This is a genomic window from Bifidobacterium pongonis (assembly GCF_019331805.1).
Lineage (GTDB): Bacteria > Actinomycetota > Actinomycetes > Actinomycetales > Bifidobacteriaceae > Bifidobacterium > Bifidobacterium pongonis.
The window spans coordinates 20,185-42,954 of sequence record NZ_JAHBBE010000013.1 but is presented as its reverse complement, the minus strand read 5'-3'; the positions used below and the strand labels follow the sequence as shown (position 1 = coordinate 42,954).

Below are 22,770 nucleotides of genomic sequence, written 5' to 3'. Positions count from 1 at the left end.
GTTATCCCTTCACGGAACCGGACATCGACTCCTGGTAGAAGCGCTGCATCACGATGAACATGATGGCGATCGGGATGGAGATCACCACGGCCGCGGCAGCGAATCGTGCGTAGAAGTTCTGTACGTATTCCTTCTGCAGCATGAGCCACAGACCCAGAGCGACGGTGTAGTTCGACTGGGTGCGGCAGATGACCTTGGCCATCACGAAGTCGAGCCACGGAATCAGGAAGCCGGTGATTGCCTGGTAGACGATCATAGGCTTGCAGATCGGGATGATGATCTTGTAGAACACCTGGAATCGCGTACAACCATCAATCATAGCGGCCTCGTCGAGCGAAGTCGGAATGGTGTCCATGAAGCCCTTCATCACGTAGAAGCCCGCGCCGGTGCCGGCGGAGTAGACGAGGATCAGAGCGATGATCGTCACGTTGCCGTTGGTCAGGTTCATCGCCTTCAGGATGAAGTAGATGGCGGTGACGGCCATGATGCCGGGGAACATGCCGAGGATCAGGACGATGTTCATGAAGGTGCGGCGGGTGCGGAAGCGCATACGGCTCATGCAGTACGCCACGGAGAGCACGAACACCACGGAGATCAGGCAGGTGAAGCAGGCCACGATGAAGGTGGTGGTGAACATCTTCGGAAAGTTGAGCACGGAGGTGTCCGTGAACAGCTTGACGTAGTTGTCGAAGGTGAACTGCGTCGGGAAGAAGGTCTTCGGGTACGGCTTGGTGTTCTTGTTGAAGCTTTCCATGAACACCCAGACCACCGGGATCAGCCAGATGATCGCGAGGACGGAAAGCAGGACGTAGGACAGGACGTCGCCGAGAATGCGACGCTTCTTCTGGTCGTGCAACAGGCCACGACGCTCGGGTTCAGCCACTGCGTGCTTGGAACTCATCGGAATGCCTCCTCATTCTTGTAGGAGCCGGAGTTACGGTAGGTGATCAGGGAGACCACGGCCAACACGATGAAGGTCATGATGCCGATCACTGCACCGAGGTTGTAATCCGACTTGTCGACCGTAAGCTTGTACAGCCAGGTGATCAGCAGATCGGTCTTACCTGCGGATGCGCCGACAGGCGTCGGGGCGCCACCGGTAAGCAGGTAGATCACGTTGAAGTTGTTCACGTTGCCGGTGAAGGTGGTGATCAGGTACGGAGTGAGCACGAAGATGATGTACGGCATGGTGATCTTGGTGAAGATCTGCCACCAGTTCGCGCCGTCCAGCTTGGCGGCCTCGTACTGGTCGACCGGGATGTTCTGCAGAATACCGGTGACCTGCATGATGGTGTACGGGATGCCGACCCACAGGTTCACGATGATCACGGTGACGCGTGCCCAAGTGGCGTTGGTCAGGAACGGCAGCGGGCCGTCGATCCAACCCCACTGCATGAGCAGCTGGTTGATGGCGCCGTTCGGCTGGAGCATGGAACGCATGACCAGCAGGGACACGAACTGCGGCACGGCGATGGACATGGAGAAGATGCTGCGCCAGAAGTTCTTGAACTTGGTGGTCTTACGGTTGATGACCATGGCCAGGAACAGGCCGAGGAAGAAGTTCAGGAAGGTGGCGAAGAAGGCCCAGACCAGGGTCCAGACGAGCACCTGCATGAACATGGAGGCGCTGACGGTGTTGCTCACGTCGCTGGAGAACAGCTGCTTGAAGTTCTCAAGGCCGACCCAGTGGAACAGCACGAGGTTGCGGTGGTCGTAGCTGGTGAACGCCATGGAGATCATGAAGATCAGCGGCAGCACGGTGAAGACGAGGATGCCGAGGGTCGGCAGGAACATCAGCAGCTGGTGCGCCTTGGCGTCGAACAGGGTGCGCCAGTCATCCATGAAGGTCGGGGCGCTGCCGTTCTTCTTGGCCAGGCATTCGGCCTTGTACGCGGTCTTGACGGACAGGCGCCACAGGTACAGGAACAGGATGATCAGAACAATGGTGCACACGCCGTACAACAGGATGACGACGGAGCGGTCGCCCTCGGTGTACACCCAGTAGCCGTCGACGAGGACCTTGCCCTGCTTCTGCGTACCCAGCGTCGGCAGCTTGGACAGGTAGCCGATGCCGTTGGTGAACAGGAACACGAAGAACGCGATCTCAGCCACAAGGAACGCGATGCCCTTGACGTACTGCTTGCGCACGATATTGCCCAGACCGAAGATAACGGCGGACAGTTTGGTGAAAATGTCGCCCTCAGTGAGCGCGGCCTTCACCGTGTAGGGCGACGGCGGAACGTAGTCCGCGCCCATTTTGCGGCGGCGCTTCATCTCTCTGGGGGAAAGAGTCGCTGCTGTCATTCAAATCGCCTCTCTCAATGTACGAATGATTACGGGGATGATCCCCTGGCCCAAGGCTTCTATGCTTCGGGCGTGCTCAGTAATAAACCCGCCCACCGCAGTAAGGGAGCCGCCGCATCGTGTCGAAGCGGCGTGCGGGAGCGGGTCTATGAGAATTGTGTGTCCGTGCGGTCACGGCGCAGGCTGCACCATGACCGCACGGGGAATGGATTCTTGGAGGGAATCCTGTATTCAGTTGTCTGTTGGTATGAACCGAATCACTTGTTCATCGCGGCGAGCTGGTCAGCCCAAGCGGCGGCCTTCTCAGCGGCGTTGTCGGCGGTGGTCACCTTGTTGGTGATGGACTCGCCGTAAGCCTCGGCGGAATCCCACCAGCTGTTCATCGCGGAGATGGTCGGCTGGATGAGGGACTGCTCGTCGGCGACGGTGGACTGGGCCTTGACCAGCTCGTTGTCCTTGAACTCGTCGGAAGCGGTCAGGGTCTTGTCGGACGGGATGACTTCACGCATATCGTAGTGGGACTTCTGAGCATCGGAGGAGCCGAGGTACGCGGCGAACTGGGCGGCGGCCTTCTGGTTCTTGGCGTTCGGGTTGTAGGCGGCGGCCTTGGAGCCGGCGAAGGCCTGCATCTGGTAGGACTTGCCGTCCACGGTGTAGGTCGGCAGAGCGGCTGCGCCGTAGTTGTCGCCCAGGGCTTCCTTCACGTTCGCGGCATCCCAGGAGCCGGAGAAGTAGGCCTTGACGTTGCCGGCCTGCAGGTCGGAGAGGCCGGAGTTCTCGTTGTCGAGCACGAAGTTCGGGTTGTTGGCGACGCTCACCAGGTACTTGGTGGCGGCGGTCAGCTTGTCCTTGTCGACGGTGATGCCCTTGGAGGCGTCGGTGCCGTCACCGAAGAAGGTCAGATCGGCGGACTTGGTCAGCAGGGCCTGCAGGTACCAGCCGTTGGTCATCGGGAAGGCGACCTTGGCCTTGGCGAGCATGGAGTCGAGGCTCTTGATGTCGTCGGCGGAGAACGCGGACTTGTCGTAGTACATGAACCAGGTGTTGGTGGTGTACGGCACGCCGTAGACCTTGCCGTCGTTGGAGACGGAGTCGATCAGGGCGTCGGTGTTCTGTTCCTTCACCTGCTTGAGCTCGTTGGTGCCGACTTCGCCGATGGCGCCGGCGTCGACCAGGCGGCCGAGCTGATCGTTGGCGAACATGTAGACATCGGCGGCGGCGGACGGATCCTTCTCCACGGTGTCGGCGGCGTCAGCTTCGGAGACGACGTCGTTCTTCCACGTGATCTTGTATTCGGGGTGGGCCTTCTCGAAAGCCTTCTCGGTCTTGTCGAGCCAGTTGTTGTCCTTGGCCTGGTCCTCCTGCGGAGCCCACACGCTCAGGGTGACTTCCTCGGTGGAGCCGGTGGACTTCGTGGCGTTGTCGTTGCTGGAACCGCAAGCCGCGAGAGGCAGCAGCATGGCAGCAGCCGCAGTCAAACCGATTGCCTTGGTCCAATTGATCTTCATCGATCTTCCTTTCTTTATGCGTCCCCCCGTTCGAGAACGCAATCACCTGTGTTGATGCTCGGCTCCGTCACCCACGCAAAACGTTTGCAGAAACTTTGCTTTGCATCTTCAGTTAGCAATATACCACTGTTTTGCAAACGATGCCACGCCAACGGTAAAATGTGTCGCAAATAACCATTCGTTAACTAGGTTTTATGAGGAAACAAATGCAAGATAACGTATGCACCCACCGCCCAGAATGGCTTGAAACCGCGGTATTCTACGAGATTTACCCCCAAAGCTTCCAAGACAGCAACGCCGATGGCATCGGTGACATCAACGGCATCATTCAACGCCTTGACTATATCCACAATCTGGGATGTACGGCCCTGTGGATCAATCCCTGCTTCGATTCCCCCTTCAAGGATGCGGGTTATGACGTGCGCGACTACACCAAAGTCGCCCCCCGCTACGGCACCAATGATGACCTTGTCAGACTCTTCGACGAGGCGCACCGGCTCGGCATGCACGTGCTGCTCGACCTCGTGCCGGGCCATACCAGCGAGGAGCACCCTTGGTTCAATGCCAGCGCGCAGCCGGATGAAAGCGATCGCACCGTCGGTGATGACAACGTTTCCGAACGGTATATATGGACCGACACCTGGATCTCCAACGGCGACGGCCTGCCGTTCATCGGCGGCGAAGCGGAACGTGACGGCACCTATATCCTCAACTTCTTCAAGTGCCAGCCCGCACTGAACTACGGGTTCGCGCACCCCCGCCGCGCCTGGCAGAAACCTGCGCTCGGCCCGGACGCCACCGCCACCTGCGACGCGATGATCGACGTGATGCGCTTCTGGCTCTCCCGCGGCGCCGACGGTTTCCGCGTGGACATGGCCGACAGCCTGGTCAAGCAGGACGATGACGGCAAGCCGTTCACCATCAGGACCTGGCAATACATCTTCTCCCGCATCCGCCCCGAATTCCCCGAGGCGGCGTTTGTCTCCGAATGGGGCAGGCCCGACGAATCGCTCAAAGCCGGCTTCGACATGGACTTCTACCTCGACTGGCGTTGGGACGGCAATCCGAACGGCTATAACATGCTGCTGCGCAACACCGACACCCCGCTGTCGCATGATAACGATGCCAGCTATTTCAACGCCGACAGCGGAACGCCGGTCAGCGAATTCCTTGGCGAATACCTGCCCCGCGTGCGCGATGCGGAACGTTATCACGGCCTGTTCAACCTCATCACCTGCAACCATGACACGTTGCGCACCGCGCAGCGTCTGACCGACCGCGAACGCAAGCTCGCCTACGCCACGCTGCTCACACTGCCGGGCGCACCGTTCATCTACTACGGCGACGAGATCGGCATGCGCTACCTGCCGATGCGTTCCAAGGAGGGCGGCTACAACCGCACCGGCAGCCGCACGCCCATGCAGTGGAACCATGACGCGAATCTCGGTTTCTCCGAAGCCAACGCCGACGCGCTGTATCTGCCGGTCGATCAGGCCGCGGACGCGCCGACCGCCGAGGATGCCATGGCTAACGAGGATTCCCTGTGGCATGTCATCCAGTCGGTGCTCGCGCTGCGCGCCGGGGAGAATGCGCTGCACGGAGCGTCGGCGTTCGATGTGGTCCAAGGCGACGGGCGTGCGTTCGCCTTCGCCCGAACCGCCGAAGGCGAACGTCTGGTAGTCGCCGTCAACCCCGGCCGCGGCACCGAACACGTGGCCGTCGACGGCTTGGCCGGCGACGTCCTGTTCGCCATCGGCTCCCCCACGATCGGCAACGGCGAACTCATCCTGCCCGCGCAATCGTTCATCATCGTGAAGTGATCGGATACCGCTGAACGAACGCCCCGTTTCCATGCATGGAACGGGGCGTTTGCCTTGGCGGGCGCGAAGGAAGTCACTTCGCCGCGAACCACCGAGGAATTTCTAGTGACCGACCGTGAACCAATCATCATCAAACGGCACACTGCAAAACCTGTACATACCTATATATTGCGCATACCTATATATAAGGAATATAAGGAACAGGAAGCCGCACTCCCCCACCGCCGCATGGCATCGCAAAGGGGCGCCGCCCGACCTTCGGAAGGAAGATCGGCCGACGCCCCTTTCGCATTCGCCGTGCCGTCCGGCTACCTCACGGCCGCCATACGGATGGCGGGCATTCCGGCGGCACTACCTTGCGATCACAGGCTTTCGTTGTACCTGCGCACCTTGAGGGTGCGGTGCGAGGATTCGACATTGCCGCGGATGATGCGCTTCAAGGCGTTGTCGGCATCCTCATGGGAGGTGAGCCATGCGTCGCCCAGCTCCACCAGCTTGGCCGGATCGGCGTATGCCGGGTACAGGCCCTCCAGCAGCGCTTCGGCCATGTGGAAGGTCTTATTGCTCCAGATCCAGTCGGCGGTGTCGAAGTACTTCTCGGCATACGGCTCGGCCAGATCCGCGCGCGGCGTGGAGGCGAAGCCGCGGGCCACGGCCTCCAGCTGCATGTTGGTCAGCGCCTCGTTGTGCAGCGCCTCATCCCAGGCCCAGGCCTTCGCTTCGGCGGTACCCGCCACTGCGCGTGCGCCGAGCGCGAATTCGCGGTTCTCGGTGGTTTCGCGCTTGGCGAGTTCGGCGTCGATGCCCGCCTGGTCGATCTCGTTGACCGTGCTCAGCGCGTTGATGATCGTCCAACGGAAGTTGTTGTCGATCTCAAGACCCTCAAGAGCGACGGAACCGTCGAGCAGACCCTTCGCGTTGGCGGCGAACGCCTCATCGCCCGGCTCGCCGTAGCCGAGATAGGCGGTGATGAGCTGGAACTGCTCGTCGGAACCAGCCTGGGCGGCGTTGGCCAGCTTGAACAGTTCGGCCGCGACATGCTTGACCACGTCGGCGCGGTCGGCTTCGGCGGTGTAATGCCATGCCGTGGTGCTGATCTGCGCCAGCGCGTAACGGAACGTGGTGGATTCGCGTTCGGTGGCGAGGGCGGCCAGCGAGGTGTCGATGAACTGCTTCGCCGGCAGGTCGCCGTCACGGGTCATATCCCAGAAGGCAAGCCAGATCACGGAACGTGCCAGCGCATCGTCGAAGCGGTACAGGTTGTCGGCGGCGAACTTCAGGCTCTTGTCGTCGAAGCGCAGCTTCGTGTAGGTCAGGTCGTCGTCATTCACCAGGATCAGCGACGGACGGGTCTTGCCCGCGGCCTCCTCGACGACGGTCAGTTCGCCGTCCACGTCGAGTTCGAAACGATCCGTACGCACGATTTTGCCGGTCTGCGGGTCCTCATTGTAGAAACCGACGGCCAGACGATGGGCACGCAGCACCGGATGCTCGGCCGGGGCACTCTGGCGGAGCGCGAGACGCTTGATGGTACCGTCCTCGTTCTCCTCCACTTCGGTGGCGATGGTGTTGATGCCGGACTGTTCGAGCCACTGCGCGCTCCACGACTTCAGGTCGCGCCCGGAGGTGATCTCCAGCTCGTCGAGCAGATCGTTGAGCGTGGCGTTGGAGTACGCGTGCTTGTTGAGGTAGCTGTTGATGCCTTCGAAGAAACGTTCGCGGCCCACGTAGAACACAAGCTGCTTGAGTACGGAGGCGCCCTTCGCGTAGGTGATGCCGTCGAAATTGACGTAGGTGTCGTTGAGGTCGTTGATCGGGGCGACGATCGGGTGCGTGGTGCTCAGCTGGTCCTGACGCAGCGCCCAGCTCTTCTCGCCGGAGCTGAAGGTGGCCCAGGCGTCCTTCCATTCGGTGGCTTCGGCGGTGGCGAGCGTGGACGTGAACTCGGCGAAGGATTCGTTGAGCCACAGGTCATTCCACCACTTCATGGTCACGTAGTCGCCGAACCACATGTGGGCGAGCTCGTGCAGCACGGTGACCACGCGACGTTCCGCGTAGGCGTCGGTCACCTTGGATTCGAACACGTACTGGTCACGGATGGTGACCATGCCGATGTTCTCCATGGCGCCCGCGTTGTATTCCGGCACGTAGATCTGGTCGTACTTGGCGTACGGGTACGGCACGCCCCAGGTCTTGGCGTAGAAGGCGAAGCCCTTCTTGGTGATGTCGAACAGGTAGTCGACGTCCTTCGCGAAGGCATCGGCCAGCGCCTGGCGGCAGTACATGGCCATCGGCACGATGCGGCCGTCCACATTGCTGTATTCGGTGTGCCATTCGGCGTACGGGCCGGCGCAGATGGCGGTCAGGTAGGAGCTCATGACCGGGGTGCTTTCGAAGCTCCAATGCTTCGTGCCCTCGTTCGCATGGTCGCCCATGGTGCCGTCCTGCGTGGTGCGGTCGGTCGCCTCGACCGTGTGCACCGGCATGTTGGAGGTGACGATCCAGGATTCCGGCGCAAGCACGTCGAAGTCGAAGATGGCCTTCAGGTCGGGCTGGTCGAACACCGCGTACACACGGCGAGCGTCCGGCACTTCGAACTGGGAGTACAGGTAGATGTTGCCGTCGGAGGGGTCGACGGAACGGTGCAGGCCTTCGCCGGTGTTGGAGTAGCGGCACAGCGCCTTGACCGTGACCTCGTTGTTCGCCTTGAGGCCGGTCAGTTCGATGCGGTTGTCGGCGAACACCTCGTTCGGGTCGAGCGCCACGCCGTTGAGTTCCACGGATTCGACCTTATCCGCGACGAGATCGAGGAAGGTGGATGCGCCTTCGCTGGCACCGAAGCTGATGCGGGTCGCGCTGCCGAAGGTCTCACCTCCGACGGTGAGGTCGAGATCGACGTAATAGTGGATGGGCGCCTCCACGATGGCCTTGCGTTCTTCGGCCTCGATACGGGTGAGATTGGATCCGGGCATGCGACTCCTTCGATGTTCTTGCTATCTCTTGTTTATCGGCGTCTGTCCGGCAAAACGAAACGGCATGACCGAACCCTTCGATCATGCCGTCCTCATTGCCGTGCTGCTGTATAGCTTACGTAGACCCCATGTCTTGCGCTATCCCCCGTCGGGGCGAAAGGCCGCGGCGCCTATAACGCGCGACGCCCCGGGGCGAATCGTATGATCCGCTCCCGGGGCGTCGGGAAGCTTGGCCGTCGTGCCTTCAGACGTTATGTCTTCAGCGGTCCGGCATCATGCCGTCCGGCTCAGTCGCGTCCGACCAGCATGGACTCGTCCACGTCGGTGGCGATATCGGCCACGACGGGCACGATCATCGGCTTACGATGCAGCTGGCGTGCAACCCAGCTGCCCAAGGTGCGGCGCATGATCTGCTGCAGCTTGTGCGTGTCCTTCGTGCCGGTCATCATCGCGTCGTTCAGCTGCTGGACGATCTGATGGCGAACCTTGTCGAATTCGCTTTCGTCCTCGGCCACGGCGTTCAGGTAGATCTTCGGGCCGGAAACGACCTCGCGGTTGTCGGTGTCGACCACGACGAACGACGAGACGAAGCCTTCGGTGCCGAGAATACGGCGCTTCTCCAGCTCCTCATCGGTCAGCTCGCCGACCGAATCGCCGTCGACGTACACGTAGCCGCACGGCACGGAACCGACGACCGCGGCCTTGCCGTGGTAAAGGTCGACCACGTCGCCGTCCTCGGCAAGCACCACGTTCTGCGGGTCGACGCCGGTCTTGACGGCGATCAGGCCGTTGGCGACCAGGTGGCGGTTCTCGCCGTGGATCGGCATGGCGCACTTGGGCTTGACGATGTTGTACATGTACAGCAGCTCGCCCTCGTTGCAGTGGCCGGACACGTGCACTGCGGCGTTGTCGCGGTTGACGACCTTCGCGCCAAGCTGCACGAGCTTGTTGATGACCTTGTACACGCCGTGCTCGTTGCCCGGGATCAGGGAGCTGGCGAGGATGACGGTATCGAACTCGTTGATATGGATGTCGCGGTGGTTGCCGTCGGCGATACGGCCGAGAGCCGCCATCGGCTCGCCCTGCGAACCGGTGCACATGTAGACGAGCTTGTCGTCCTGGATGTCGTTGGCCTGCTTGAGATCCACCACGGTGTCTTCGGGGATGTGCAGATAGCCCAAATCGGCGGCGATGGACATGTTGCGAACCATCGAACGGCCGACGAACACGACCTTGCGGCCGTACTTGTGGGCGGCGTCCACGACCTGCTGCACGCGGTGCACATGGCTGGAGAAGCTGGCGACGATGATCTTGCGGGTGGCCTGGGCGAACGCCTGGTCGAGCGCCGGGCCGATGGAGGTTTCGGGCTTGACGAAGCCGGGCACTTCGGCGTTGGTGGAATCCATCATCAGCAGATCCACGCCCTTTTCGCCGATCTTGCCGAATTCGACCAGATCGGTGATGCGGTGGTCGAGCGGCAGCTGGTCGAGCTTGATGTCGCCGGTATCGATCAGGGAGCCCGCCGGGGTCTTGACGTAGACGGCGAGGGCGTCCGGAATGGAGTGCGTGACGTTGATGAATTCAAGGTCGAACGGGCCGGCCTTGAGCTTGTCGCGGCCGGTGACCTCGACCTTCGTCGGGTTGATGTGATGCTCCTTGCACTTCGCTTCGGCGAAGGCAAGGGTGAGCTTGGAACCGATCAGCGGGATGTCCGGACGGAGACGGAGCAGATACGGCACGCCGCCGATGTGATCCTCATGCCCGTGGGTGAGCACCAGCGCCTCGACCTTGTCGAGACGATCCTTGATGTAGCTGAAATCAGGCAGGATCAGGTCGACGCCCGGCTGTTCCTCCTCCGGGAAGAGCACGCCGCAGTCGATGAGCAGCAGGTGGCCGTTGTATTCGACCACGTTCATGTTGCGGCCGATCTCGCCGAGACCGCCGAGCGGCGTGATGCGCATCGAACCCTTGCGGTACTTCGGCGGGGCGATCAGCACGGCATCCTGCTGGGGTGCGGTGGCCTGCTGGCCGTTGTTGCGCGCGCGGCCTCTGGAGCCGCCTTCGCGACGGGACGAGCCCTTCGCGGACTGTGCGTTGTTGTTCTTGCGCGCTGCCGAACCACGGCGACGCGTGCTTTTCGTTGCTTTCTTTTCTTGTGCCATACTGAGGGGCTATTCCTTATTCATTGGTTTGCTCCCGTACTCTTACAGGAGCGACATGTGGAATCGTCCGGCTGCGCACGGCGGAACCCGGTGATTGCCTCACAGCAATCCGGCGGCCTGCATGCCGGCTTTCGCCTTATCGAGTTGCGCGGCATCCGGGCCGATATTCGGCAGACGCATGGTGGTGCTGTCCAGCACCCCGCGCACCTTCAGCGACGCCTTGGCCATCACGGCCTGGTATCCGTCGCCGTTCATGGCGTGGACGAGCGGCGCGAGGCGGTTGGCCAGACGCTGCGCCTCGTGGATGTCGCCGCGGTCGAAAGCCTCGACCAGTTCGGCCATCGGGCCGGCTGCGACATGCGCGATCACGGAGATGATGCCCACCGCGCCGATGGAGAGGAACGGCAGGAACAGACCGTCGTCGCCGGAATACCAGGCGAGACCGGTGCGCTGCTGCTTCTCGACCGCCGCGGCCAGATCGCCGGTGGCGTCCTTGACGGCCACGACATGCTCCAGCTCGGCGAGACGGTCGTATGTTTCGACCTTGACTTTCAGACCGGTGCGGGAGGGAACATCGTAGACGATGATCGGCTTATCCGTGCTCTCATCGACGGCCTTGTAGTGGCCGACGACGCCGTCCTGGCTCGGACGGGAGTAGTACGGCATGACCACGAGCACCGCGTCGGCGCCCGCCTCCTGGGTTTGTTCGACCATGCGAACGGTGTGCGCGGTGTCGTTGGAGCCTGCGCCGGAGATCACCGGCACATCCACGACTTCCTTGACCGCGCGGACGAGATCCACCTTTTCATCCATGTGAGTGACAGGCGATTCGCCGGTGGTGCCGTTGACCACCAGACCGTCGGCACCGTCGGCCACGAGCTGCTTGGCGAGTTTCTGGGCCGCTTCGAAATCGACGTCGCCGTTGGGCTTCATCGGGGTGATCATCGCGGGAAGGATACGTCCGAACGGGGCCGGGTTCAAAAGGTGCATGTCACTCTCACTCATATTTGCCACGGTACTTCCCGCCACGGACTCCACGGCATCCATTCCGCCGTCCGTTTCACATTTCAACCGTCATCCCATATTCGCCACTCGCCTCGCATGCCCAAGCCCGTCCGACACCGGTAAAGCGGAAAACAACCCGGCAACACCCCGCCACCACTTTCTGGCAAACTCCCACTACCACTTTCCGACAAAATCGGCCCATCTTTGTCCGATTCCGGTAAAGAAGGGGAACAACCGGAGACAACCCGACAGAACCCCATCACCACTTTCCGACAAAAACAAGCCGAATCCGTCCGATTCCGGTAAACACCCGGCAAAACAAGAGACACCCAGACAAGCCCCCATCACCATTTTCCGACAAAATCGGCCCATTTTTGTCCGATTTCGGTATGAGGGTTCCGGCACGAGATAGCCCGAGCGACACCGAAATCAGACAAAATAAGCCCATTTTTGTCCGATTCCGGTATGAGGGTTCCGGTACGAGACATGCGAAGCCTCCCCTCCTCTCCACCGAAATCAGACAAAATCGGCCCATTTTTGTCCGATTCCGGTAAAGCGGCAAAGGGAACGCAACGGAACAGCGCATCGCCGGGCATGACAAAGCCTCCCGCGGCCGTCTTGGCCGTGGGAGGCGGGGGTTCGTTACCTGGCTGCCGACTGCTGCCGGCCTACCTGTTCGGGTTGCCGGCCGCCGGGCTTACAGGTCGAGGAAGTTGTCGAGGCCGATGGTCAGACCTGCGGGAGCGTCACCGGCGAGCTTGCGCACGGCCAGCAGGACGCCCGGCATGAACGAGCCGCGGTCGAAGCTGTCGGCGCGGATCGTCAGCTGTTCCCCGGCATTGCCGAACAGCACCTCCTCGTGGGCGTTCAGGCCGCGCAGACGGACGGCGTGCACATGGATGCCGTCGACCACCTGACCGCGGGAGCCGCCGTCGGTTTCGGTGTTGTCCGGCACCTCGCCGAGACCAGCCTCCTTACGTGCCTGCGCGATGCCGTGCGCGGTGTGGATGGCGGTGCCGGAGGGGGCATCCACCTTGTTCGGGTGGTGCAGTTCGATGACTTCGGCGGATTCGAAGTAGCGGGCGGCCTTGGTGGCGAAATAGTCGGCGAGGACCGCGGAAATGGCGAAGTTCGGCGCGATGAACACCTTCTGGCTGTCGGGGCGCGGGCCGTTCGCGATGGCCTCGCGCACCTGGGCGAGCTTCTCGTCGGTCCAGCCGGTGGTGCCGACCACGACGTCCACGCCCTGCGCAATCAGGGTGAGCACATTACCCAGGCTGACGGACGGGACGGTGAACTCCACGACCACGTCGGTGTTGGACTGGTCGATGCGGGTGAGATCGTCGCCCGCATCGAGCGTGAGCGCGAGCTGCATATCAGCCGCGCCGTCCACCGCCGCGACCACGTGCGATCCCATACGTCCCTTGGCGCCAACAACCGAAACCTTGACCATGCGTATCCTCCTTCGCATATACGAGGGCGGGGGCCTTCCGAACGGAGACCCCGCCGCAATCCATACGCCCGAGCCTAGCCGCGTTTGCGGACGATGGCCCAGCCGAGCAACGCGAACGGAATCGAGCACAGCACGAAGATCCACGGCATCATCAGACTGGTGTTCGGCGTGGCATGGTCGAGCACGATGCCGGTGATCATGGAACCGAACGACGCGCCCACCGTGCCGGCCGTGCTCACCCAGGACAGGCCTTCGGTGAGGGATTCCTCGGGCACGGTCTCCTTCATCACCAGATTGCCGGAGGCAAACACCGGCGAAATGGTCAGGCCGGTGAGGATCTCCACCAGTCCCATGACGATCAGGTTGCCCATGCAGGCGTGGATGACCACGAAGCCCACGGTCATGAGCGTGAGGAACATCACCATATGGCGCCAACGCGAGCCTTTGAGTTCGCGCGAGCCGAAGATGAGCGCGCCGATGCATGAGCCGACGGCGATCATGGCGAGCTGCACGCCGAGCACGGAGTCGAGGTGCAACGCCTTCATCACGGCGGTCATGGAGGTGTCGAACGCGGTGAAGCTCATATTGAAGGTGACGAACACGAGCAGCAGCGGGATCACGCCGGCATAGGTGAGCACGTTGCGCTTGCTCTTGGCGCGGCCGTTCTTCAGCTGGCTGAGGCTGAGCCGCACGGCGTTTCCGCTTGCCGTTCCGGTCGCGTTCGCGGCACGCACCGACTCGTCGCCCGCGCTGGCGGCGACGACCTCGACAGGCCGCATCACCGGCGGCTGCGTGTCACGCAGGGCGAAGAAGATCGTACCGCCGATCGCGGCCGCGCATGTGGGCACGAACAGCTGCGACACCGGATGCACGGATGCCGCGAGGAACGCGGCGAGGATCGGGCCGAAGATGAACACGATCTCATCGATGGCGGATTCCAGCGCGTACGCGGTGTTGAGCATGCCGCTGTTGCCGGTGCGTTCGAGCACATACGCCCAACGGGTGCGCACGAGCGCGCCGAACGCGAACTGGGTCAGGCCCATCACGATGGCCAGCAGGAACAGCAGCGGAATCGGCACGCGTGTGAGCGCTGCGAAGGCGAAGGCGAGCATGGCGACGATCTGTACGGCGAGCAGCATCCTGCCGATGCGTCGCTGCCCGAAACGGTCGAACAGGCGCGCGTATAGCGGGGTGACCACTGCGGTGGCGAGCACATAGGCGGCGCTCATGGTGCCGGCAATCGTCCAATTGTCGTACAGGTGGTTGAGGGCGAGGATGATGCCCAAGCCCATCATCGACATGGGCAGACGCGCGAGCGCGCCGGATGCGCAGAACGCTTTCGTGCCGGGGATGGAGAACAGCACCGCGTACGGCGAACGCTTGGTTTCGGCGGTTTCGGTTTCGACGGCATCGACAGTTTCGACGGTTTCGACGGCGCCCGCGACGCCTTCGATCTCGATATCGGATTGCCGCTGGGTTTTGCTGTCGCGCATCATCAGATCCGCACCTGCCCGCGGTAGATGAACATGTCGTCGAACAACGGTTCGTGCCCTTCGGCCACCGGTGTGCCGGCGGGACGTTCCGCGATGCGTTCCAGCCCCTTGTGGTCGTAGAAACTCACGTCGCAGTCGGAATCGGTATGCAGGTAGAACGCGTCCACGTCCCATGCCGCCAAATACCGCTGCATACGGTTCCATAATCCGCCGCCGACGCCGCACCCGCGCACGTCCGGGTTGACGACGAACAGTTCCAGTTCGCCCAGCGTGGTTTCGTTGGCATGGCCTTCGCGTTCCAGTTCCAGTTCCAGGGCGAAGGCGTTGTTGAGCTGGTCGAGCCGCTTCGATGCTTCGGCATCGGCGCGGATCAGACGCTCGGTTTCGGTCATGTCCCCGGCGACGTCGATTTCGTCGAGCTGGGGGCGTTCACCGGCGACGCGGATGAACGTGACGCCCGCGAGCACGCCGTCCGTGGTGAACGCGGCGTTCGCGAACGTGGTCGGCTGCAGGTAGTGCAGCACGAAATACCTGGATATCAGCGTCGAGTACTCGGTGCCCGCGAGCGCCCCGTCCTGCGGCCAGGTGCGGTCGAACAGTTCGGTCACGGCATCCAGGTCATCCCAGGTGATGGGACGGTAGATGATGGAATTCGGGTTGATGCCGGTTTGCCCGCCGGCGGGGTTGGTTGCGTTCTTCGCAGCCATGATCTGCTCCTTAGTCGTGTCGCATCCGGCACGTGCGCCCGCCCACACATGCTGCGCGAGGGTAGCGGCTTCCTCGCAACGTGGCCTTCGGTGCGTTTACTCCCTGGGGCCGGCCCGCCGCCCGTTTCGGCGCGACGGTATCGCTGCAAGCGTTGAGGAATCCCGTAGCTCTACTCGGCAAGGATCTTGTCTTGTCAGGCCTTCGAGCTCACGATTCGGCTCGAATAGGCCTAACCGATACTAACGGTACGTGTCGATACCATGCCGACGGCGTAATCCGCCCGGCTTATTCGGCGTTTTTCCCGCCGTTCTCTTCGCCGTTCTCCTCGCCGTTCCCCTCATTGTTCTCTTCGCCGTCCCACACCCATCGCCCGTCGCCGGTCTCGTCGATATGCGGTTCGTCGGAGTCGACGATTTGCGTGTACAGCCGTTCGAGCCGTTCCTCGCGCACCGGTTTGGCGAGTTCGCATTCCCATACGTCGATGACGCGCCAGCCGTCGTCGAGCAGTATGCGATGCTGGTCACGGTCACGTTCGCGGTTGCGCAGCAGTTTCGCGTTCCAGAATTCCACGTTGGATTTGGGCATCGAATGTTTGCCGCAACGCTCGTGCATGTGCCAGAAGCAGCCGTTGACGAATACGATGACGTGGTATTTGGGCAGTACGATATCCGGATGCCCGGGGTAGCGTTTGTCGTTCTTGCGGAATCGCAGGCCGCGGCGGAACAGGTAGCTCCGTACGAGCACTTCGATCTTGGTGTCCTTGCCTCGGATGCGCGACATGGTGTAGCTGCGCGTGCCGCGCTCGTATTTGCTTGCATCGCCGGTTGTCGCGCGTTTCGCGCCTTTCCCCCGTTTCGCCGGTTTCACCGGTCCGCCCGTCTTCGCATCCGCTTCGTTCTCGTTTGCCACGCACACGAGTGTAACGCCATACGCCGCACAGCTCCACGCCACCAAGTACCCTGAAAGGCATGAATCTTACTGATATCTCTCCCGCAGTCGCACTCACCCCCCTCGATGGCCGTTACCGTAACGCCACCGCCCCTCTGGTCGAATACCTGAGCGAACCCGCACTGAACCGCGAACGCATGCGCGTGGAAGTGGAATGGATGATCCTTCTGGCCAACGGTTTCGAAGGCAACGGCAACCGCCCCGTCGTCGACGGCGTCAACCCGTTCACCGAAGCCGAGCAGGCGTATCTGCGCGCCATCCCCGAGAACTTCGGCGCCGAAGGCATCGCCCGTCACGCCGCGCATGAGGCGGTCACCCACCACGACGTGAAGGCCGTGGAATACTACATCGACGACTTCATCGACGAAGCCCCCGCCGAGCTCACCAACATCAACGACCGTCTCAAGACCCTGGTGCATTTCGCCTGCACCTCCGAAGACATCAACAACCTCTCCACCGCCCGTTGCGTGAAGAACGCCATGGAGCACGTGTGGACCCCCGCGTTCAAGGAGATCATCGACCATCTCGCCGGCAAGGCCGAAGAGTACAAGGACAAGGCGCTGCTTTCCCTGACCCATGGCCAGCCCGCCACCCCGACCACGCTCGGCAAGGAACTCGCCGTGTACGTGTACCGTCTGAACCGCCAGCTCAAGCACATCGAGCAGCAGGAGTACCTGGGCAAGATCAACGGCGCGACCGGCACGTTCGGCGCCCATCTGGCCTCCTGCCCGGACGTCGACTGGATCGCCGTCTCCCGCGAGTTCGTCGAGAACCGCATGGGCCTGACCTGGAACCCGCTGACCACGCAGATCGAAAGCCACGACTGGCAGGCCGAACTGTATTCCACCGTCTCCCACGCGAACCGCATCATGCACAACCTGTGCGTGGACGTGTGGATGTACATCTCCCGCGGCGTGTTCGCACAGATCCCGGTGAAGGGCGCGACCGGCTCCTCCACCATGCCGCATAAGGTGAACCCGATCCGCTTCGAGAACGCCGAAGCGAACTTCGAGATCTCCTGCTCCCTGCTCGACACCCTGTCCGCCACGCTGGTGGAATCCCGTTGGCAGCGCGATCTGACCGACTCCACCACGCAGCGCAACATCGGTTCCGCGCTCGGCTACAGCCAGCTGGCCCTGTACAACCTGATGGGCGGTCTGAAGTCCATCCACCCGAACGATTACGCCATCGAGCATGAGCTCGACACCAACTGGGAGGTGCTCGGCGAGCCGATCCAAACCGCGATGCGCGCCTGCGAGCTCAAGGGCCTGCCTGGCATGGAGAAGCCGTACGAGAAGGTCAAGGAGCTGATGCGCGGCCACGAGATCAGCAAGGAGGCCGTCGAACAGTTCATCGACCAGCAGTCCTTCGACGATGAGACCGCGGCACGCCTCAAGGCGCTGACCCCCGCGACCTACACCGGCTGGGCCGGCAAGCTGGTCGCCTTCGACCGCTGAACCACACGCTCCGATTGCCGATGCCGGTGACGACCTTGGGCCGCCGCCGGCATCGGCAATCCACATTCACGGGCATCATGGGCAATGCAGCTTCGCTGCTGGCCGACGAGTAACCCAACGGATAACCCGGCAGACAGCCAGGCAGACAGCCCGGCCCGCAACGCATGACGGATAGGACGGATATGCATATTGACGACGTCGCCCCACGGCGCACGCGCGACTTCGGCGATCTCACCCGCGCGGCGCTTTCACTCGTAGGCGCGGTCATAGTGATGGTGTTCGCCGTATACATGGGCGGCATCACCAGCGGCGTCGAATCCGACGCCCACACCGCCGCGCAGGCCATCAACTGGCTCGCCGACATCCCCGCATCCGTATTGCAGAAGCTCGCCACGGTCATCATCGTCGTGATGGTGAGCCTGCAACTGCTGTTCGCCCGCGAATGGCTCACCACGGTGACCGCCATAGTCAGCATGCTCATCGGCTATCTCGCCTCCTGGGGGTTCTCCACGCTGCTGTGCGGCCTGGGCGACCGAACCCTCGCGTTGGCGTTGATCTCCGCGACCACCATGCTGGATTCCGGCCTGTTGCCCGGCATCTACGCGGCCATGGCGGCCTTCCTGACCGCCGCCGGACCGAGACGCATACGCTCGTCGGTCAAATGGGGGTGGAACATCCTGTACGCCACCGCCGCGCTCATGGTCATCCTCTCCTGGCATTCCGTGTCCGGCATGCTCGTCTCGTTCTCCATGGGCAGGGCGCTCGGCATGATCATCCGATTCATCGTGGGCACGCGCAACACCGGCGTATGGGGCAAGGACCTGGCGAACGTGCTGCGCAATATCGGCCTCGACGTCGCGAGCCTCACGCGCGAGCAGGAACCGCATTCGCGCGTGCGCGCCCTCAACGCCTCCCTGGACGATGATCTGGTGGAGGGCTCGCGCATCTACGACATGCGCACCACGGCCGGCAAACGGTACGTGGTCTCCGTACTCGACGCGCAGACGCACACCGCAGGGTACCTCAAACAGCTGTGGAGCTGGCTGCGATTCACCGGCATCTCCATCCGCCGCGACCGCAACGTGCGCGACGCCGTGCAACACCATTTCGCCATGCTGCTGGGATTGCGCGCGGCCGGACTGCCCGCCATGGCGCCGTACGGCGTGGCCGACACGGAGGAATCCGCGATCCTCGTGCTCGACGCGCACACCGGCGAACGGCCCGCGAACCTGAACCTGCTCACCTACGACGACGCCATCGAATACATGCGCTTCCTCGACGTGGCGAACCGCCGAGGCTACACGCACCGCTGCATCACCCCCGATACCCTCGCCCGCATGGACGGCGGCATCCCCGTCATCGCCGGTTGGCATAACGGCGACAGCGGTTCGGCCGGCACCAACATCGCACTCGACAAAGTGCAGCTGCTCGCCCTGTTCGCCGCGCTCATCGGCGTGGATGACGCGCTCGCCGCAGCACGCGAGGTCTGGGGTGAGGAAACGCTGTTCGACATCGCGCCGTTCCTGCAGAAGGTCGCCATCCCCTCCCCCACGCGCGCATTGGAATCCTGGGACAGGCAGCTGCTCAAAACCCTGCAGACCCGCATCGGCGCCATGGCCGACGACGAGCAGAACGATGCGCCCGAACCGGTGGCGCTCGCCCGCTTCTCCTGGCGGTCCATGCTGGCCATGCTGCTGGTCATCGTCGCCGTGGTCGTGGTGTTCACCCAGCTCAAGCCCGAGGAGATCATCGCCGCGCTGCGCAACGCGAACCCCATGATGGCTGCGATCTGCCTCGCGTTCGGACTGCTCAGTTGGATGGGATCTTCCCTGTCGCTCGGCGCGCTGATTGAGAAAGGCAAGCGCCGCCCGATCGGCGTGTTCATGAGCCAGGTGGCCGGCGGTTTCGCGACCGTGTCGATGCCGGCAGGCGTGGGCCCGGCCTTCGTGAACCTGCAGTTCCTGCGCAAGTCCGGCTATCGTAACGCCGTCGCCACCGCGATTATGAGCGCGGTGCTGGTCGTCTACTATCTGACGTTTTTCGCGCTGTTGGTCCTCATTGGCCTGTTCACCGGCAAGCACACGCTGTCCGGCAGCATTCCCACGAACACGTTGGTGATCGCGCTTGGCGCGGTCGGTGCGGTGCTGGCCATCGCCATGATGGTCCCGCCGCTGCGGCATATGGTGACGCAGCGTTTTGCGCCCGTGGCGAAAAAGTATTTCACGCAGCTCGTCAGCGTGTTCAATCAGCCCACCGAGCTGGCGGTCAGCCTCTGCGGTGGTCTGTTGCAGAACATCGCCACCGGTCTGGCGTTCTGGGCGGCGCTGCTCGCCTTCGGCGTGCACATGAACCCCATCGAGACGATCTTCGTGTTCATGCTCGCCTACGCGCTCGGCTCCGCGGTTCCCACACCGGGCGGCTTGGGCGGCGTGGAGGCGGCGCTCACCTTCGCGTTCGTGGCGGTCGGCGTCCCGCAGGGCGTCGCCCTGTCCGCCACGCTGCTGCACCGTGTGGTGTTCTACTGGCTGCGTATTCCGCTGGGCGCCCTGGCGATGAAGTGGCTGGACAAGCACGATCTCATCTAGGCCTCCCATGACGGGTGCCCATGATGGCCGAATCATCGCGGCCGTCGAAGCGAAACGGCCCGATCATGCGAACTCATTCACACAAGCATCACATTTTTGCCCAAAACGGGAGAAAAACACGGAAAAACGTTGTCATAATGCGGTATTTGGCGGGTTCGTGCGCTAATATCTTACATGTCACAAACGGATGCACTCCTGGCGGAGTCATCCCCGGATAAAGAAGGACACTTATGGCATACAACAAGTCTGATCTCGTCTCGAAGATTGCTCAGAAGTCCAACCTGACCAAGGCTCAGGCTGAAGCTGCCGTCAACGCTTTCCAGGACGTGTTCGTCGAGGCTATGAAGTCCGGCGAAGGCCTGAAGCTGACCGGTCTGTTCTCCGCTGAGCGCGTCAAGCGCGCCGCCCGTACCGGCCGCAACCCGCGCACCGGCGAAACCATCGAGATCCCCGCCACCTACGGTGTGCGCATCTCCGCTGGCTCCCTGCTGAAGAAGGCTGTCACCGAGAAGTGATCTCACGCCATTGATCCGAAAACCCCGCCCGATGTCGGACGGGGTTTTTCTATATCATCTCCCGGTATCGCGTACCGTTGCGCGGTATCGCCCTACGCTTCCCGCTACGCCTCGCGCGTCCCGCCGCGCAACGCGTCCATGAGCGCGGTGAATTCCGCGGTCGGGGTCGCGCTGAACGGGTCGAGCAGCACCGCCTCGCGCCGCGCCGGACCGGTCAGCGTGAACGTGGTCCAATCGCAGGAGTATTGCGCGTTCGCCTCACCGGCGGCACGCACGAAGCGCCCGCGCAGCACGGCGCGCGTACCCTGCGGCGGCGTGTCGATCGCCTTGTCGGCGGCCTCCGCGTCGGCGATCTGATGCAACTGGCCGTGCGCGACCAGCGAACCGTACAGGCGGCCGTTGGCCACATCATGGTATTCGAGTTCCAACCGTTCCAGCGCGGTGCGGGAAACCTGCGGCTTGCGACGGCGCACGGCCTCGGCCAGCCGGTATTTCACGGCCCAATCCACACGTTCCGCAAGCGCGGCCACATCCCCACGCTCCAACGCATCCAACGCCCAACGCCACGCGTCGAGAATCGCCTCGGGCGACGTGCGCGGCAAACCCGCGGCGATCGCATCGCGATGCTCGTGCACGAACGCCTCGACCACATCGAAATACCGGCGCTGGATCTGCATGGCCGTAAACGTACGGCCACTCGCCTCACCATCCGCATCCTTGACGGCCAAACCGGCCTCCGGATCGTCCAGGAAACGGCTCACGGTACGGTTCGCCTCGGCCGGGTCGACCAATGCAAGCCCTTCGAAACCGGACGGCACGCCACGGCGCACGGCATCCTCGATCACGCACAGCACAAGATGCGTGGTGGCGAGCTTGACCCACGTGGACCATTGCGAACGATTGGAATCACCGATGATCACATGCAGACGCCGGTAGGATTCGGGGTCGGCATGCGCCTCATCACGGGTGTTGATCATGGGACGCGCACGCGTGGTGGCGGATGAAACGGCCTCGTCAAGGAAATCGGCACGTTGCGTGATCTGGAAACCCGACTCGGCGAACCGGCCCGCGCCCGTATACAACTGACGGGTGATGAGGAACGGCAGCAGCTGCTCCTCGATGCGCTCAAGCCCCACGAAACGGCGCACGAGATAATTCTCATGGCAGCCGAACGCGTGCCCCGCGGAATCGACGTTGTTCTTGAACACGTGGATCGCGGCCGTCTCACCATGGCTGGCACGCAAGCGATCCTGCGCGTCCAGGGCGAGACGGCGCATGATGCGCTCGCCTGCGAGATCCTGATCGAGCGCGTCCAAGGGGTCCACCGCTTCGGCGGTGGCGTACTCGGGGTGCGAGCCGACATCCAAGTACAGGCGCGAACCGTTGTTCAGATACGTGTTGGTGGAACGCGACCGCGACACGATCGGCCGGAACATCGTCATGGCCACCTGACCGGCGTCCACGGCCTTGTCGGCGCCCGTGACGGAAACGCCGTATTCGGTTTCGATGCCGAAAATACGTTCGAACCCGTCGCGCACGCCGGTGTGTTCATGCATGGCGCGGGTGCTGCTGTCACGCAGCTGGGGCATCACTCGCCGCCTTTTTGCACGAAGCTCGACACGTAATCCTCGGCGCTGGTCTCCAACGTGGATTCGATGTCGTCGAGCACGGAATCGAGGACGTCGAAATCCTCCTCCTGCTGTGCTGCGCCGGAGGCGAGCACCTCGTCCTCGCCGCCCGACTGCTGCTCCTCATGCTGCGTCTGCTGGAACTGCTGTGGCATGATTGGTCACTTCCTTGATGTTCTCGAAGTTCGGATGAACCGGATAAGCCGGATGGA

At 62.6% G+C, this 22,770-nt stretch carries 16 protein-coding genes and 1 pseudogene; 4 read left to right on the top strand and 13 right to left on the bottom strand.

Annotated elements, in window-relative coordinates; translation table 11 throughout:
- Nucleotide 1: 1 nt before the first annotated feature.
- From KIH75_RS04620 to KIH75_RS04610, 3 genes are all read right to left on the bottom strand, one after another.
- Nucleotides 2-901 carry a sugar ABC transporter permease gene (locus tag KIH75_RS04620; protein WP_219055611.1) on the bottom strand — a complete coding sequence of 300 codons (900 nt, stop codon included), beginning with the start codon at nt 899-901 and terminating at the stop codon, nt 2-4.
- On the bottom strand, nt 898-2,274 hold the full coding sequence (locus KIH75_RS04615) for a carbohydrate ABC transporter permease (protein WP_219055627.1): 1,377 nt from the start codon (nt 2,272-2,274) through the stop codon (nt 898-900). The genes KIH75_RS04620 and KIH75_RS04615 overlap by 4 nt, the downstream gene beginning before the upstream one ends.
- Before the next feature lie 287 nt (nt 2,275-2,561).
- Complete coding sequence (locus tag KIH75_RS04610; RefSeq protein ID WP_219055610.1) at nt 2,562-3,812, bottom strand: extracellular solute-binding protein; 1,251 nt, start codon at nt 3,810-3,812, stop codon at nt 2,562-2,564.
- A 206-nt stretch (nt 3,813-4,018) separates the two neighbouring features.
- On the opposite strand from KIH75_RS04610, the gene KIH75_RS04605 reads away from it, so the two are divergent.
- A complete protein-coding gene (locus KIH75_RS04605) occupies nt 4,019-5,632 on the top strand; it encodes an alpha-amylase family glycosyl hydrolase (RefSeq protein WP_420829175.1) in 1,614 nt (537 codons plus the stop codon).
- A 362-nt stretch (nt 5,633-5,994) separates the two neighbouring features.
- Here the strand turns inward: KIH75_RS04605 and pepN are convergent, their stop codons facing one another.
- The 8 genes and pseudogenes from pepN to KIH75_RS04565 all read right to left on the bottom strand — a co-directional run.
- A complete protein-coding gene (gene pepN / locus KIH75_RS04600) occupies nt 5,995-8,604 on the bottom strand; it encodes an aminopeptidase N (RefSeq protein ID WP_219055608.1) in 2,610 nt (869 codons plus the stop codon).
- Nucleotides 8,605-8,891: 287 nt separating this feature from the next.
- Nucleotides 8,892-10,766, bottom strand: a complete 1,875-nt coding sequence (locus KIH75_RS04595; protein WP_219055607.1) for a ribonuclease J — start codon at nt 10,764-10,766, stop codon at nt 8,892-8,894.
- 99 nt (nt 10,767-10,865) lie between these two features.
- Nucleotides 10,866-11,771, bottom strand: a complete 906-nt coding sequence (gene dapA / locus KIH75_RS04590; protein ID WP_219055606.1) for a 4-hydroxy-tetrahydrodipicolinate synthase — start codon at nt 11,769-11,771, stop codon at nt 10,866-10,868.
- A 344-nt stretch (nt 11,772-12,115) separates the two neighbouring features.
- On the bottom strand, nt 12,116-12,367 hold the full coding sequence (locus KIH75_RS04585) for a hypothetical protein (RefSeq protein ID WP_219055605.1): 252 nt from the start codon (nt 12,365-12,367) through the stop codon (nt 12,116-12,118).
- A gap of 101 nt (nt 12,368-12,468) precedes the next feature.
- Entirely contained in the window at nt 12,469-13,224 is a 756-nt protein-coding gene (gene dapB / locus KIH75_RS04580) for a 4-hydroxy-tetrahydrodipicolinate reductase (RefSeq protein ID WP_219055604.1), read from the bottom strand.
- A 74-nt stretch (nt 13,225-13,298) separates the two neighbouring features.
- Nucleotides 13,299-14,720, bottom strand: coding sequence for an MFS transporter (locus KIH75_RS04575; RefSeq protein WP_338024288.1), 1,422 nt, complete (start codon nt 14,718-14,720; stop codon nt 13,299-13,301).
- Entirely contained in the window at nt 14,720-15,424 is a 705-nt protein-coding gene (locus KIH75_RS04570; protein ID WP_219055603.1) for a GNAT family N-acetyltransferase, read from the bottom strand. The genes KIH75_RS04575 and KIH75_RS04570 overlap by 1 nt, the downstream gene beginning before the upstream one ends.
- 400 nt (nt 15,425-15,824) lie before the next feature.
- Nucleotides 15,825-16,292, bottom strand: a pseudogene (locus KIH75_RS04565) (very short patch repair endonuclease); the annotation flags it as partial.
- Between the two features lie 101 nt (nt 16,293-16,393).
- Between KIH75_RS04565 and purB the strand changes: the two are divergent.
- The 3 genes from purB (at nt 16,394) to KIH75_RS04550 (ending at nt 20,930) form a co-directional block, all read left to right on the top strand.
- A complete protein-coding gene (gene purB / locus KIH75_RS04560) occupies nt 16,394-17,830 on the top strand; it encodes an adenylosuccinate lyase (RefSeq protein ID WP_219055602.1) in 1,437 nt (478 codons plus the stop codon).
- A gap of 182 nt (nt 17,831-18,012) precedes the next feature.
- Nucleotides 18,013-20,415 (top strand): lysylphosphatidylglycerol synthase transmembrane domain-containing protein, encoded by a 2,403-nt coding sequence (locus KIH75_RS04555; RefSeq protein WP_420829174.1) that lies wholly within the window; start codon nt 18,013-18,015, stop codon nt 20,413-20,415.
- A gap of 230 nt (nt 20,416-20,645) precedes the next feature.
- Nucleotides 20,646-20,930 (top strand): HU family DNA-binding protein, encoded by a 285-nt coding sequence (locus KIH75_RS04550; protein WP_003825746.1) that lies wholly within the window; start codon nt 20,646-20,648, stop codon nt 20,928-20,930.
- A gap of 104 nt (nt 20,931-21,034) precedes the next feature.
- Here the strand turns inward: KIH75_RS04550 and pafA are convergent, their stop codons facing one another.
- Nucleotides 21,035-22,519 carry a Pup--protein ligase gene (gene pafA, locus KIH75_RS04545; protein ID WP_219055600.1) on the bottom strand — a complete coding sequence of 495 codons (1,485 nt, stop codon included), beginning with the start codon at nt 22,517-22,519 and terminating at the stop codon, nt 21,035-21,037.
- Nucleotides 22,519-22,713 (bottom strand): ubiquitin-like protein Pup, encoded by a 195-nt coding sequence (locus KIH75_RS04540; RefSeq protein WP_219055599.1) that lies wholly within the window; start codon nt 22,711-22,713, stop codon nt 22,519-22,521. The genes pafA and KIH75_RS04540 overlap by 1 nt, the downstream gene beginning before the upstream one ends.
- Nucleotides 22,714-22,770: the final 57 nt, after the last annotated feature.

What these genes read in the sequence shown, in the direction of transcription:
- pafA (WP_219055600.1), bottom strand. Translation starts at nt 22,519, where the DNA reads ATGCCCCAGCTGCGTGACAGCAGCACCCGCGCCATGCATGAACACACC.
- KIH75_RS04595 (WP_219055607.1), bottom strand. Translation starts at nt 10,766, where the DNA reads ATGGCACAAGAAAAGAAAGCAACGAAAAGCACGCGTCGCCGTGGTTCG.
- KIH75_RS04615 (WP_219055627.1), bottom strand. Translation starts at nt 2,274, where the DNA reads ATGAAGCGCCGCCGCAAAATGGGCGCGGACTACGTTCCGCCGTCGCCC.
- KIH75_RS04550 (WP_003825746.1), top strand. Translation starts at nt 20,646, where the DNA reads ATGGCATACAACAAGTCTGATCTCGTCTCGAAGATTGCTCAGAAGTCC.
- KIH75_RS04605 (WP_420829175.1), top strand. Translation starts at nt 4,019, where the DNA reads ATGCAAGATAACGTATGCACCCACCGCCCAGAATGGCTTGAAACCGCG.
- pepN (WP_219055608.1), bottom strand. Translation starts at nt 8,604, where the DNA reads ATGCCCGGATCCAATCTCACCCGTATCGAGGCCGAAGAACGCAAGGCC.
- dapB (WP_219055604.1), bottom strand. Translation starts at nt 13,224, where the DNA reads ATGGTCAAGGTTTCGGTTGTTGGCGCCAAGGGACGTATGGGATCGCAC.
- KIH75_RS04555 (WP_420829174.1), top strand. Translation starts at nt 18,013, where the DNA reads ATGCATATTGACGACGTCGCCCCACGGCGCACGCGCGACTTCGGCGAT.
- KIH75_RS04575 (WP_338024288.1), bottom strand. Translation starts at nt 14,720, where the DNA reads ATGATGCGCGACAGCAAAACCCAGCGGCAATCCGATATCGAGATCGAA.
- KIH75_RS04610 (WP_219055610.1), bottom strand. Translation starts at nt 3,812, where the DNA reads ATGAAGATCAATTGGACCAAGGCAATCGGTTTGACTGCGGCTGCTGCC.
- KIH75_RS04620 (WP_219055611.1), bottom strand. Translation starts at nt 901, where the DNA reads ATGAGTTCCAAGCACGCAGTGGCTGAACCCGAGCGTCGTGGCCTGTTG.
- KIH75_RS04570 (WP_219055603.1), bottom strand. Translation starts at nt 15,424, where the DNA reads ATGGCTGCGAAGAACGCAACCAACCCCGCCGGCGGGCAAACCGGCATC.
- KIH75_RS04585 (WP_219055605.1), bottom strand. Translation starts at nt 12,367, where the DNA reads ATGCCCGGCGATGCGCTGTTCCGTTGCGTTCCCTTTGCCGCTTTACCG.
- purB (WP_219055602.1), top strand. Translation starts at nt 16,394, where the DNA reads ATGAATCTTACTGATATCTCTCCCGCAGTCGCACTCACCCCCCTCGAT.
- KIH75_RS04540 (WP_219055599.1), bottom strand. Translation starts at nt 22,713, where the DNA reads ATGCCACAGCAGTTCCAGCAGACGCAGCATGAGGAGCAGCAGTCGGGC.
- dapA (WP_219055606.1), bottom strand. Translation starts at nt 11,771, where the DNA reads ATGAGTGAGAGTGACATGCACCTTTTGAACCCGGCCCCGTTCGGACGT.